This is a genomic window from Streptomyces sp. NPDC001381, from assembly GCF_042895685.1.
Lineage (GTDB): Bacteria > Actinomycetota > Actinomycetes > Streptomycetales > Streptomycetaceae > Streptomyces.
Genome location: NZ_JBIAWO010000012.1, coordinates 103,967 through 116,167, shown reverse-complemented (window position 1 = coordinate 116,167; position 12,201 = coordinate 103,967). Strand labels below are relative to the sequence as shown.

Here is a 12,201-nt window from a genome sequence, read left to right as displayed (position 1 = left end):
AATATTGATTGACTCAATGTTCGATCAATACCAACGCTCTGCGGATACGGTGAGCCCCATGCGCGATCACGACCCCGCCTCCGGCCACGAAGACCCACGGCTGAGCACCAAGGAGGCCGCCGAACTGCTCGGCGTGAAACCCGAGACCGTCTACGCGTATGTGAGCCGCGGTCAGCTGAGCAGCAGGCGCACGCCCGGCGGCCGGGGCAGCACCTTCGACGCCGGGGAGGTCGAGGCGCTCGCACGGCGCAACCGGCGCGAGACCGGCGGGAGTCCGGGCTCGGGCGGGGAGCTGTCCGTGCGTACGCGGCTGACGTTCATCGACAAGGACCGGTACTACTTCCGGGGTGTCGACGCGACCGAACTGGCCGCCCGGCACTCGTACGAAGAGGTCGCCGAATGGCTGTGGACCGGCCGGACGAGCCCGGGCACCACCTTCACCGCGCCGGCCTCCTCCGTCACGGCCGCCCGCCGCGCGGCCGACGCGCTGCCCGAACACAGCGGCCCCACCGACCGGTTGCGGGTCGCCGCCGTCGCCGCCGCGGTCGCCGACCCGCTGCGCTTCGACCTGACCGAGGAGGCCGTGCTCGGCACCGCGCGCATCCTGATCCCCACCCTCGTGGCCGCCCTGCCGCCCAGGCGGCGCGACCACCGCGACGAGGGGTCCCTGGCCCAGCACCTGTGGGGCAGACTCAGCGTGCACCCCCCGACCGAGGCGCGCCTGCGGGTCCTCGACACGGCCCTCGCCCTGCTCGTCGACCACGACCTGGCCGCCTCCACGCTCGCCGTGCGCGTCGCGGCCTCGGCCCGCGCGCACACCTACGCGGCCGTCTCCGCCGGGCTCGGTGTCCTGGAGGGGCCGCTGCACGGTGCCGCGAGCGGGCTCGCGCACCGACTGCTGCAGGAGGTCCTCGACCTGGGCGACGCGGCCCCCGTCATCGCCCAGGAGCTGCGGGCCGGCCGCCGCATCCCGGGCCTCGGCCACCGGCTCTACCCCGGCGAGGACCCACGCGCGCGTGCCCTGTTCGCCCTCCTGGAGGAGATCCCCGAGGCCGCTCCCGCCCTCGCCGCGGCCCGGGACATCGTCGCCACGACCGCCCGGCACACTCCGCTGCACGCCAACGTGGACCTCGCGCTCGGCGTCCTCACCGCCTCCTGCGGCATGGAGTCCTCGGCGGGCGAGACGATCTTCGCCGTGGCCCGGACCGCCGGGTGGATCGCCCATGCCCTGGAGGAGTACGGGGAGCGGCCGCTGCGGATGCGGCCCAGCGGGCACTACGTGGGTCCGAAGCCGCCCCAGCCCCTTCCCGGCTAGGAGGCGCGGACCGTGGACGGCGCCGGGCACGCGCGCGTGGCCCGGACGGTGAACAGGAGTCACAGCCCCGGCCCGAGGAGTCCACAGCCACCCACAGGGGCCGAGGGAGGTGCGGCGCGTCAAGTCAGGTTAGGCTCACCTCTGTGAGTACGTGTGCGACCGACTCGCGGAACCTCGGCGAGCCCATGCCCGGAACCGCGGCCACCGCCTCGACCTGGCTCCTGCTGGAACAGGCCGGTCCGTGGGGTGCCAAGGCGCTCACCTCGAGTCACCTGGACCCCGCCCTGGGCCGGGCGCTGGAGGCGGCCGCCCACGGCACGGGCGTGCGCATCGCGCTCATCCGCCGCCCGGGCCGGCACGCCGACCCCGGCCTGCCGCCGCCCGTGCGGCATGTGTACGCGGCCCACACCACGCCGGGGAACGCCTGGGTGCGCACCGCCACGACCACCGACCCCGGGCGACTGCTGGACCTCGACTTCGCCGCGCTCGGCCGGGGCGACCACCGCACGTTCGACACCGCGCTGCGCGGCGGCCCGCACACCGGTGATCCCCTCGCCCTCGTCTGCACCAACGGCAAGCGCGACCGCTGCTGCGCCCTGCTGGGCCGCCCGCTCGCGGCCGAACTGGCCGCCTCGGGCGTGCGGGGCGTCTGGGAGGTCACTCATCTGGGCGGTCATCGCTTCTCCCCCACGGTCCTCGTCCTGCCGCACGGCTACGTGTACGGCCGCGCCGAGGCCCACTCCGTCAAGGAGGTCCTGCACGGCGTCCAGGAGGGGCGGGTCGTCGTGGACCGGTGCCGGGGGCGTTCGGCCTGGGAGCGGCCCGCACAGGCGGCGGAGCTGGCCGTGCGGCGGGCGACCGGCGAGGACGGGGCGGACGCCCTCGATGTCGTCCTCACCACCGGCGGGGCACCGCGCTGGGAGGTGACCGTCGCGCACACCGACGGACGCCACTGGCGGGTCGTCGTGGCGCAGGGCGCCTCCCAGCCGCCCCGGCCCGAGAGCTGCGGGGCGTCGGTCCTCGGGTCGCCCGCGCGGATGGACGTGGTGGCGGTGCACGAACTGGCGGTGGCGGCGGCCGGCTGAACCGGCCGCTTCCCCGGCCGGACACCGACCCGCGCGGACCCGGCTGAACCGTTTCCTCTTGAGTCGGTCAAGAGATCCACACCACAGACCCCTACGGCTGCACCGGCTCGCCCACGTACCGTCTTGGGTATGAGCCCCTCTCCCCCCGCCCGCCGCCTGCGTCTCGGCATGCCGCGGCGCATGTTCTCGCAGGTGCTGCTGATGCAGCTGGCGATCGCCGCGGGAGTCGTGGTGCTCGCCACCGGCCTGTTCCTCGCCCCGCTCAGCGACCAGCTGGACGACCAGGCGATGCGCCGCGCCCTCGCCATCGCGCAGACCACGGCGGCGGTGCCCCAGATCGCCGAGGACCTGCAGAGCACGCCCCCCACCGTCGGCGGGCCGGTCCAGCGCGAGGCGGAACGGATCCGCAAGGCCAGCGGTGCCGAGTACGTCGTCGTCATGGACCTCCACGGCACCCGCTGGTCGCACACCGATCCCGACGAGGTCGGCGGCCATGTCTCCACGGACCCCAGCCAGGCTCTGGCCGGGAGGAACGTCATGGAGATCGACAGCGGCACCCTGGGCCGCTCCGCCCGCGGCAAGGTGCCCCTGCGGGACGGCGCCGGCAAGATCATCGGGGCGGTCTCGGTCGGCATCGAGTACGACAGCGTGCGGGCCCGTCTGATCCACGCCATCCCGGGGCTTTTCGCCTACGCGGGCGGGGCGCTCGCCGTGGGCGCGCTCGCCGCCTGGCTGATCTCCCGGCGGGTCCAGCGGCAGACGCGTGACCTGGCCTTCTCCGACATCTCGGCGCTGCTCGCGGAGCGCGAGGCCATGCTGCACGGCATCCGCGAGGGCGTCGTCGCGCTCGACCGGTCCGGCCGGGTCCGGCTGCTCAACGACGAGGCCCAGCGGCTGCTCGGCATCGGCGAGGAGGCGGTGGGCCGCTCGCCCGACGACGCGCTCGGCGAGGGGCGCACGGCCGACGTGCTGGCCGGCCGGGTGACCGGCACCGACCTGATCGCCGTACGCGGACAGCGCGTCCTGGTCGTCAACCGCATGCCCACCGACGACGGCGGCGCGGTGGCCACCCTGCGCGACCGCACCGAGCTGGAGCAGCTGGGCCGTGAGCTGGACTCCACCCACGGTCTGATCGACGCGCTGCGCGCCCAGGACCACGAGCACGCCAACCGTATGCACACGCTGCTCGGCCTGCTCGAACTGGAGATGTACGACGACGCCGTGGACTTCGTCGGCGAGGTGGTCGGCGATCACCGGGCCACCTCGGAACAGGTGACCGAGAAGATCGAGGACCCGCTGCTCGCCGCTCTCCTGGTCGGCAAGGCGACCGTCGCGGCCGAGCGCGGTGTCGCCCTGTGGGTCTCGGACGGCACCCGGCTCCCGGACCGGCTGGTCGACCCGCGCGGGCTGGTCACGGTGGTCGGCAACCTCGTGGACAACGCGCTCGACGCCGTCGCCGGCACCCCGCACGCGCGCGTGGAGGTCGAACTGCGCGCCGAGGGGCGCACCGCCGTCCTGCGGGTCCGGGACACCGGGCCGGGGATCCCGGCGGAGCAGCGTGAGTTGATCTTCACGGAGGGCTGGTCCACGAAGAAGCCGCCCGCGCACGGCAAGCGCGGCATCGGGCTGTCCCTGGTCCGCAGGCTCGCCGAGCGGCAGGGCGGCGGCGCGACGGTCGGTGAGGCGGCCGGCGGGGGCGCCGAGTTCACCGTCGTCCTGCCCGAGGCGCTGGCCGGGCCCGACCTGGAACCCGCCCTGGCCGCACCGGCGAAGGGCACGGCCGAGGAGGAGTCGCGATGATCGAGGTCCTGGTCGTGGACGACGACACCAGGGTCGCCCAGGTCAACGCCGCCTACGTCGAGAAGGTGCCCGGCTTCCACGTCGCCGGCGAGGCGCACAGCGCGGCCGAGGCGCTGAGCCAACTGGAGCGGCAGCCGCGTCTGGACCTGGTCCTGCTGGACCACTACCTGCCCGACGAGACCGGTCTGGAGGTCGTCCAGGAGATGCGCCGGCGCGGTCACCAGACCGACGTGATCATGGTGACGGCGGCGCGGGACGTCTCGACGGTGCAGGCCGCGATGCGCCAGGGCGCCCTGCAGTACCTGGTGAAACCGTTCAACTTCGCGGGTCTGCGCGCCAAGCTGGAGGCGTACGCCGAACTGCGCCGCACCCTCGACGGCGGCGGCGAGGCCGAACAGGCCGACGTCGACCGGATCTTCGGCGCGCTGTCCGCCCCGTCGGAGCCCGGGCTGCCCAAGGGGCACTCCCCCACCACCGCGGAACTGGTCCGCCAGGCCCTGATGAGCGCGGAGGGCCCCCTGTCGGCCCAGGAGATCGCCGACCGGACCGGGGTGAGCCGCCAGACCGCCCAGCGTTATCTGAAGCTCCTGGAACGGACGGGACGGGCCCGGCTGACCCTGAAGTACGGCGACGCGGGCCGCCCGGAACACCGTTACGTGTGGGCGACCCGCGCCTGAGGGCACGGCCCGGTGCGGCCGTCAGCCGGCCGCCTTCTCGACGAACTCCGTCGTGTAGGTCTTGCTCAGGTCGACGTCGGCCTTCTGGATGTTGGGGTTGAACGCCTTGAGGACCTTCTCCACGGTCTCGGGGCCGTCCTCGGGCATCACGCCGTCCTTGGTGAACATCGGCAGGGTGCTCTTGATGGCCACCGCGTACAGCGTCTTGTTGCCCTGCGAGTAGTCGGCGGGCATCTTGTCGGCGATCTCGGCGGCGCTGTGGGTGGACATCCACTTGAGCGTCTTGACGAATGCATTGGCCAGCTTCTGGACGGTGTCCTTGTGGCTGTTGACCCAGTCCGTCTGCATGTACAGGCTGGACGACGGGTACGGCCCGCCGAGCGCCTCCATCGAGCCCTGCGGGGTGCGCATGTCGAGCAGGACCTTCCCGGCCTTCTTGTCCAGGATCGTCGCGACGGTCGGGTCGGTCGTCATACCGGCGTCGATGGCGCCCTTCTGGAGCGCCGAGATGAACGTCGGCCCGGCACCCACCGCGACCGGGGTGAAGTCGCTGACCTTCACGCCGTTCTTGACGGCGAGGTACTTCGTGAGGAAGTCGGTCGAGGAGCCGAGGCCGGTGACGCCGAGCTTCCTGCCCTTGAAGTCCTCGGGCGAGGTGATGTCGCCCTCGGCCTTGGTGGAGACGATCTCCACTTCGCCGGGCGCGTGCGAGAACTGCACGACGGACTCGACGGCCTTGCCCTTCACCTGAAGGTCGAGCGTGTGGTCGTAGAAGCCGACGGCGCCCTGGACCTGGCCGGAGACGAGCGCGGTCTCGGCCTGCACGCCGGCCGGCTCGCTCAGCAGCTCGACGTCGAGGCCCTCGGCGTCGAAGTAGCCGAGCCGCTGGGTGAGCATCGCGGGCAGGTAGATGACCTTGTCCAGGCCGCCGACCATGATCTTGACCTTCGTCCCCTTTCCGTCCCCGCCGGAGCCGGTGGACGCGGTGCTCGCCGCGTCGTTGGCGCAGGCGGTGAGCGAGGAGAGGGCGAGCAGGCCGGCGGCGGCCAGGGCGGTGTGTCTGGCGGAGAAACGCATGGCGGGTTCACGTCCTTGTGAGAGGGGTGGTGCGGAGGGAGGGGAATCGTGCGACGAGGGTCAGCTGTCGGAGCCCGAGGGCTTCCAGCGGAAGATGCGGCGCTCGGCGAAGGTGAGCAGCCCCTCGGCCACGAGCGCGACGACGGCGAGGATGACCATCGCGGCGTACACGCCGGCCGTGTTGAACGTGCCCTGCGACTGGGCGATGAGCAGGCCGACACCCTTGGTCGCGCCGATGTACTCGCCGACGATGGCGCCGATGAGGGCGAAGCCGAAGCTGACGTGGAGGCTGGTGAAGATCCACGAGGTGGCGGACGGGATGACGACCTGAAGCGTCACCCTGCGGTCGCTCGCGCCGAGGATGCGGGCGTTGGCGACGAGATTGCGGTCGACCTCGCGGGCACCCTGGAAGGCGTTGAAGAACACCGGGAAGAACACCAGCACGACCGCCGACGCGACCTTGGAGGCGGGGCCGAGCCCGAACCAGATCACGAAGATCGGCGCGAGGACGATCCTGGGTATCGAGTTGAGGACCTTGATGTAAGGACCAAGGACATCGGCGAGGAAGGTGATCCGCCCGAGCAGGATGCCGAACACGACACCCGCGACCACGCCGAAGACCCAGCCGAGCAGCGCCTCGTAGAGCGTGTACCAGATCTGCTCGCCCAGGGACCCGATGGCGGTCCCGTGGGTCACCCAGGTGTAGATCTGGTCCCAGACCTTCGAGGGCATCGAGAAGTTGAACGGGTCGATGATCTTGGCGCGGGAAAGCGACTCCCACAGGGAGAGCACGGCCACCAGGAGCACGACCCGGGACGTCCCTACGACGATCTTGCGTCTGCGGGCGGCACGCGCGCGTGAGTGCGCGCGGTCCGGCGCCTTGACCGTGTCGACGACGGGTGTGCTGAGGACGTCAGGCGACATGGGCGGCACCTCTTTCGCGGGTGATGCGGACCTCTTCGCCGAGGGACTCCCAGATCTCGCGGTAGATCTCGATGAACCGCGGCTCCAGGCGCACCGACTCGACCTTGCGAGGCCGCGGCAGGTCGATGTCGAAGACGTGCTTCACGGTGGCCGGTCCGGCGGTCATGACGACGACCTTGTCGGCCAGCGCGATGGACTCCTCCAGGTCGTGGGTGACGAAGACGACCGAGGCTCCCGTGCCCTCCCACAGCTCCAGGAGCTCGTCCGACATCAGGGCCCGCGTCTGGACGTCGAGCGCGGAGAACGGCTCGTCCATGAGCAGGATCTCGGGATCGTTGACGAAGGTGGAGGCGAGGGCGACGCGCTTGCGCTGGCCGCCGGAGAGCTGGTGGGGATAGCGGTCCTCGAAGGCGGCGAGCCCGACCCGGGCCAGCCACTCGCGCGCCTTCCGCTTCGCCTCCGCCTTGGGTACGCCGCGGAAGCGGGGGCCCGCCATCACGTTGGACAGCACCGTACGCCACGGGAACGTCGCGTCCTGCTGGAAGACGAAGCCGACCTTGTCGCCGACGCCGCGCACCGGCTCCCCGGCGACCAGCACGTCGCCCTGCGTCGGCTCCTCGAGGCCGCTGACCAGGGTCAGGGTGGTCGACTTGCCGCAGCCGGTCGGACCGACGACGGCCACGAACTCGCCGCGTCCGACGGTGAGGTCGAGGTCCCGGACGGCCGTGTGCAGACCCCCCGATGGGGTCCTGAAGACCTTGCTCGCGCCCCGCAGCTCGATGGCGGGGCTGGTGTGTGCGCTCATGGCCGGGGACGGTAGATGTGAGCCGGGACACGGCATCAGCCTTGTGAGCGCATGCGCTTCTTTTGCTTGCAAGAGGCTGTTGTGCTCATTTTGCGCGCGCTACAACAGCGGAGCCGAAACATGGGCTTAACGCCCACCAGGCCTTGAGGGAAAGAGGCCCGATGATTGACGTCCTGGTCGTGGACGACGACTTCCGCGTCGCTGAGATAAACGCCAAGTACGTGGGGAAGGTTCCCGGATTCCGGGTGGCCGCCCGCGCGCACAGCGCCGCCCAGGCGCTGGCCACCGTGCAGCGCGGAACCATCGACCTGGTCCTGCTCGACCACTACCTCCCCGACGGAACGGGTCTGGACCTCGTCCACCGCATGCGGGAGCAGGGCCACGGCACCGACGTCATCATGATCACGGCGGCCGGTGACGTCAGCACCGTGCAGACCGCCATGCGCCTAGGCGCGCTGCACTACCTGGTGAAACCGTTCACTTTCGCCGCGCTGCGCACCCGCCTCGACTCCTATGCCGCCCTGCGCCGCACGGTGGACCGGGTCGGGGGACGGGGCATCGCCGGCCAGGAGCAGGTCGACCGGATCTTCGGCGCCCTGCGGACCGCCCCGGTGCCGTCCTCCCCCGGTCTGCCGACCGGCCACTCGGAGCCGACCACGGATCTGATCTGCGCCGTCCTGCACCGCGCGGACCACCCGCTCTCCGCCCACGAGGTGGCCGCCGAGACCGGTCTGAGCCGTTCCACCGCCCAGCGCTACCTCCGCCACCTGGAACAGGCCGGCCGGCTGCGTCTCTCCCTCAAGTACGGCGACACCGGCCGCCCGGAACACCGCTACGCCTGGGTGGCGCCGTAGCTCCACGGACGGCCGGTGCGTACGGCGTCAGACGGCCCCCGCACCGGTCAGCGACCGTACCTCGGCCTCCGCGTGTCTGGCCTCGTCCGCGATCTCGGCCGAGGTGACCGTGCCGAGCCAGCCCGCCAGGAATCCCAGCGGGATCGAGACCAGACCGGGGTTCTGCAGCGGGAAGTACTGGAAGTCCACGCCGGGGAAGAGCGACTCGGGACTGCCCGACACCACCGGTGACAGCACCACGAGGACCAGGGCCGGCACCAGGCCGCCGTACACCGCCCACACCGCGCCCCGGGTGGTGAAGCCACGCCAGAACAGCGAGTACAGCAGCACCGGCAGGTTCGCGGACGCCGCGACCGCGAACGCGAGCCCCACCAGAAAGGCGACGTTGAGATCGCGGGCGAGCAGCCCGAGGCCGATCGCGACCACACCGATGCCGACGGCGGCGATCCGCGCCACCGCCACCTCGCTGCGGGGTTTCGCCTGCCGCCGGCGCAACGAGGCGTACAGGTCGTGCGCCACCGACGCCGAGGAGGCGAGCGTGATCCCGGCGACGACCGCGAGAATCGTCGCGAACGCGATCGCCGCCACCAACGCGAACAGGACCGTGCCGCCGGTGGATTCGGCCCCGCCGCCCAGATCGAGCGCCAGGAGCGGAACGGCGGTGTTCCCGGCCGCGTTCGATCCGCGCATGGTCTCCGGGCCGACGATCGCGGCCGCCCCGAAGCCGAGCACGATCGTCATCAGGTAGAAGCCGCCGATGAGCCCGATCGACCAGACGACGGACCGCCGAGCGGCCCGCGCGGTGGGGACGGTGTAGAAGCGCGACAGGATGTGCGGCAGCCCGGCCGTGCCCAGCACCAGCGCCAGCCCGAGGCTCATGAAGTCGAAGCGGGCGGTCCAGTCGCCGCCGTACTTCAGCCCGGGCGCCAGGAACGCGGCCCCGTGTCCGCTGCGCTCGGCCGCCGTCAGCAGCAGTCGGTCGACGTCACCGTGGAAGCGCACCAGGACGAGCACCGTGAGCGCGATCGTGCCGCAGAGGAGCAGGACCGCCTTGACGATCTGGATCCATGTGGTGGCCCGCATCCCTCCCAGCGACACATAGATCACCATCAGCGCGCCGACCCCGATGACGGCCCACGCCCGGGCCGCCTCGCCGGTGTTCCCGAGCAGCAGCGCTACCAGGCTGCCCGCACCCACCATCTGCGCCACCAGATAGAGAACGGACACGGTGACCGAGGAGGTTCCCGCCGCGATCCGCACCGGCCGCTCGCTCATCCGCGCCGCGACGACGTCCGCGAGCGTGAACCGTCCGCAGTTGCGCACCAGTTCGGCGACGAGGAACAGCACCACCAGCCAGGCCACGAGAAAGCCGACCACGTACAGCAGGCCGTCGTAGCCGAAGAGCGCGATGAGTCCCGCGACACCGAGGAAGGACGCGGCCGACATGTAGTCGCCCGCGATCGCGAAACCGTTCTCCATCGGGGAGAACAGCCGCCCGCCGACGTAGAACTCGTCCTCCGACCCCTGCCGGTTGCGGCTCACCCAGGTGGTGATCCCCAAGGTGACCGCGACGAACGCACTGAACAGCAGCAGCGCCAGAGCCTGGTGGTGGCCGATCACAAGGCACCACCCCGTGTCCCGCGCGTCAGCTCCTGGGTGTCCCAGCGCAGTTCGAGCGCCGCACGGTCCCGGCGCAGCCGCGCGTGCCGGGCGTAGGCCCAGGTGAGCAGGAACGTGCTGAGGAACTGGCCGAGCCCCGCGAGCAACGCCACGTTCACCGCGCCCGCCACCGGCCGCGCCATGAATCCGGGAGCGGCCGTCGCGGTCACGACGTAGCCCACGTACCAGAGGAAGAACCCCGCCGTCGCCGGCCCCACGAACCGCCGGTACCGGCTGCGCACTTCCTGGAAGGCCGCGCTGCGCTGCACCTCGAGGTAGACCTGCGCCGCCGCCACGGCCCGGTCGTCCTCTCCGTGGCGGGCCGCGGGCACCCCGGCGAACGGCGACGCGCCCACCGGGCCCCTCGTGCCCGGCTCCCCCCAGCCCGACGCGAGCGTGTCGTACCAGGGGTCCTCGTAACGCGCCTCACCCGGCGCTTCGGCGAACTCCGGGCCCTGGCCCGGGTGGTGTTCGCCCGATCTCTCAAGGCCGTCTCCGCGGCCGCGGACACAACCGTTGCTTGACTGCATGCCCAAGGATGGACAGAACGGGAAGATCCCCGACTCTTCTTCCCGCCTACTTCACCCCATCAGGTGACGAAATGGCCATTCATCCCGTCGGCGGCCGTACCAGCCCCTTTCCGTACGCGTAACGCACCGCCTGCGCACGGTCCTTCAGCCCTGTCTTGGTGAACATGTTGTTGATGTGGGTTTTCACCGTCGCCGTGGAGACCTGGAGCCTGCGGGCGATCTCCTGGTTGCTGAGGCCTTCGGCGATCAGCGTCAGCACCTCCGTCTCCCGGGTGGTGAGCCCGTCGGGTGGAGCCGCGGGCACGGCCGGTTCCGGCTCGGGCGCCGACAGGCGCTCCAGCAGCCGCCGCTGGACGCTCGGCGACAGTCCCGCGTCCCCGGACAGGACGCTGCGCACGGCCCGCACGATCTCGTCGCCGTCGGCGTCCTTGGTGAGGTATCCCCGCGCCCCCGCCCGCAGCGCCGGGAACAGGGACTCGTCGTCCGCGTACGTCGTGAGCACCACGACCTGTGTTCCGGGGTGCCCGGCACGGATGCGCCGCGTCGCCTCCACGCCGTCGCAGCGGGGCATGCGCAGGTCCATCAGCACCACGTCCGGAGCGAGTTCGGCGACGAGCCGCACCGCCTCGTCGCCGTCGCGTGCGGCCCCGACGACCTCCACCCCCGGCAGCAGCCCGAGCAGCATCACGATGCCCTCCCGGACCACGGTCTGGTCGTCCGCGACGACCACCCTGGCCGGCTTCTGCTCCGCCTCCTCGGTCATACCGGCACCCTCGGCGTCACCGCGAACCCTTCCTCGTCCGGCCCGGCGTCCAGCGATCCGCCCAGCAGTTCGGCGCGCTCCCGCATTCCGAGCAGACCGTACCCGCCGCCGGCCGCGGCCGGTTCACCCGGCGAGCCGCCCGAGTCGCTTATGTCCAGGCTCACTTCATGCGGGCCGTAGTCCAGCCGTACGCGAACCTTCGCATCCGGCGCGTGCTTCCGTGCGTTCGTCAGAAGCCTCCTGGGCGACTTTGCGCACGGCCTGCGACGCTTCGGCCGGCAGGGCTCCGCGTTCGCCTCCCACGGTGACCTCGGCACCGTGGGCCGCCCGCGCGAGGCCGGTCAGGAAGTCCTCGAGCGGCGTCAGGTCGCCGCGGCGCGCGGGCAGTGTCTGCCGGGTCTCGTCGAGGCCGTCGCGGGCCATCCCCCGGGCCGCCACCACCCGCTCGAGGACCTGCTCGCGGCCCGCGCCGCACGCTCCCGCGCGAGCAGCCGCCGGGCGTTGCCCCGCGCCCAGGCGTCCGGGCGCGGCGCGAATCCGGCGAGGGTCATTCCTCCGACGGTGGCGGCCGTGCTCACCCACCCGTCGCCGTTGACCCCGGCAGCGGCGGCGAGTCCGAGGGAGGCCACCGGCAGTGCGGCCGCCACCGGCAGTCTCTCCAGCGCCGCGACGGCACAGCCGCACCAGGCCACGTCCGCCGGAACGCATGGGT

The 12,201-nt window shown here is 72.0% G+C and carries 11 protein-coding genes and 1 pseudogene; 5 read left to right on the top strand and 7 right to left on the bottom strand.

All coding sequences use genetic code 11. The features are described from left to right. Positions 1-58: 58 nt before the first annotated feature. The 4 genes from ACFY2L_RS34415 to ACFY2L_RS34400 all read left to right on the top strand — a co-directional run bounded on the left by ACFY2L_RS34415 (position 59) and on the right by ACFY2L_RS34400 (position 4,877). Positions 59-1,315: a citrate/2-methylcitrate synthase gene (locus ACFY2L_RS34415; RefSeq protein WP_390824298.1), complete on the top strand. Its 1,257-nt coding sequence runs from the start codon at positions 59-61 to the stop codon at positions 1,313-1,315. A gap of 143 nt (positions 1,316-1,458) precedes the next feature. Further along, positions 1,459-2,400, top strand: coding sequence for a sucrase ferredoxin (locus tag ACFY2L_RS34410; RefSeq protein ID WP_390661881.1), 942 nt, complete (start codon positions 1,459-1,461; stop codon positions 2,398-2,400). 129 nt (positions 2,401-2,529) lie between these two features. Then, positions 2,530-4,200, top strand: a complete 1,671-nt coding sequence (locus ACFY2L_RS34405) for an ATP-binding protein (RefSeq protein ID WP_390661882.1) — start codon at positions 2,530-2,532, stop codon at positions 4,198-4,200. Beyond that, entirely contained in the window at positions 4,197-4,877 is a 681-nt protein-coding gene (locus tag ACFY2L_RS34400; RefSeq protein WP_390661883.1) for a response regulator, read from the top strand. The genes ACFY2L_RS34405 and ACFY2L_RS34400 overlap by 4 nt, the downstream gene beginning before the upstream one ends. A gap of 21 nt (positions 4,878-4,898) precedes the next feature. On the opposite strand, the gene ACFY2L_RS34395 is transcribed toward ACFY2L_RS34400, so the two are convergent. Genes ACFY2L_RS34395 through ACFY2L_RS34385 form a run of 3 tightly spaced genes read right to left on the bottom strand, consistent with a single transcriptional unit; the run spans position 4,899 to position 7,683 of the window. Beyond that, entirely contained in the window at positions 4,899-5,954 is a 1,056-nt protein-coding gene (locus tag ACFY2L_RS34395) for an ABC transporter substrate-binding protein (RefSeq protein ID WP_390661884.1), read from the bottom strand. A 60-nt stretch (positions 5,955-6,014) separates the two neighbouring features. Then, a complete protein-coding gene (locus ACFY2L_RS34390; RefSeq protein ID WP_390824297.1) occupies positions 6,015-6,878 on the bottom strand; it encodes an ABC transporter permease in 864 nt (287 codons plus the stop codon). Further along, positions 6,868-7,683, bottom strand: a complete 816-nt coding sequence (locus tag ACFY2L_RS34385) for an ABC transporter ATP-binding protein (RefSeq protein ID WP_390661886.1) — start codon at positions 7,681-7,683, stop codon at positions 6,868-6,870. The genes ACFY2L_RS34390 and ACFY2L_RS34385 overlap by 11 nt, the downstream gene beginning before the upstream one ends. A gap of 161 nt (positions 7,684-7,844) precedes the next feature. On the opposite strand from ACFY2L_RS34385, the gene ACFY2L_RS34380 reads away from it, so the two are divergent. After that, positions 7,845-8,537: a response regulator gene (locus tag ACFY2L_RS34380; RefSeq protein WP_390661887.1), complete on the top strand. Its 693-nt coding sequence runs from the start codon at positions 7,845-7,847 to the stop codon at positions 8,535-8,537. Between the two features lie 27 nt (positions 8,538-8,564). On the opposite strand, the gene ACFY2L_RS34375 is transcribed toward ACFY2L_RS34380, so the two are convergent. The 4 genes and pseudogenes from ACFY2L_RS34375 to ACFY2L_RS34360 form a co-directional block, all read right to left on the bottom strand. Next, positions 8,565-10,157: a cation acetate symporter gene (locus tag ACFY2L_RS34375; protein WP_390824296.1), complete on the bottom strand. Its 1,593-nt coding sequence runs from the start codon at positions 10,155-10,157 to the stop codon at positions 8,565-8,567. Beyond that, positions 10,154-10,726, bottom strand: a complete 573-nt coding sequence (locus ACFY2L_RS34370; protein ID WP_390661889.1) for a DUF485 domain-containing protein — start codon at positions 10,724-10,726, stop codon at positions 10,154-10,156. Before ACFY2L_RS34370 ends, ACFY2L_RS34375 begins: the two co-directional genes overlap by 4 nt. A 79-nt stretch (positions 10,727-10,805) precedes the next feature. Continuing rightward, positions 10,806-11,489 (bottom strand): response regulator, encoded by a 684-nt coding sequence (locus ACFY2L_RS34365; protein ID WP_390661890.1) that lies wholly within the window; start codon positions 11,487-11,489, stop codon positions 10,806-10,808. Continuing rightward, positions 11,486-12,193 (bottom strand): annotated as a pseudogene (locus ACFY2L_RS34360) (sensor histidine kinase); the annotation flags it as partial. The gene ACFY2L_RS34365 and the pseudogene ACFY2L_RS34360, both read right to left, overlap by 4 nt. Positions 12,194-12,201: the final 8 nt, after the last annotated feature.

Excerpts from the sequence above, each read along its gene's own strand:
- ACFY2L_RS34395 (WP_390661884.1), bottom strand. The coding sequence starts at position 5,954 with ATGCGTTTCTCCGCCAGACACACCGCCCTGGCCGCCGCCGGCCTGCTC.
- ACFY2L_RS34365 (WP_390661890.1), bottom strand. The coding sequence starts at position 11,489 with ATGACCGAGGAGGCGGAGCAGAAGCCGGCCAGGGTGGTCGTCGCGGAC.
- ACFY2L_RS34370 (WP_390661889.1), bottom strand. The coding sequence starts at position 10,726 with ATGCAGTCAAGCAACGGTTGTGTCCGCGGCCGCGGAGACGGCCTTGAG.
- ACFY2L_RS34405 (WP_390661882.1), top strand. The coding sequence starts at position 2,530 with ATGAGCCCCTCTCCCCCCGCCCGCCGCCTGCGTCTCGGCATGCCGCGG.
- ACFY2L_RS34380 (WP_390661887.1), top strand. The coding sequence starts at position 7,845 with ATGATTGACGTCCTGGTCGTGGACGACGACTTCCGCGTCGCTGAGATA.
- ACFY2L_RS34400 (WP_390661883.1), top strand. The coding sequence starts at position 4,197 with ATGATCGAGGTCCTGGTCGTGGACGACGACACCAGGGTCGCCCAGGTC.
- ACFY2L_RS34390 (WP_390824297.1), bottom strand. The coding sequence starts at position 6,878 with ATGTCGCCTGACGTCCTCAGCACACCCGTCGTCGACACGGTCAAGGCG.
- ACFY2L_RS34385 (WP_390661886.1), bottom strand. The coding sequence starts at position 7,683 with ATGAGCGCACACACCAGCCCCGCCATCGAGCTGCGGGGCGCGAGCAAG.
- ACFY2L_RS34415 (WP_390824298.1), top strand. The coding sequence starts at position 59 with ATGCGCGATCACGACCCCGCCTCCGGCCACGAAGACCCACGGCTGAGC.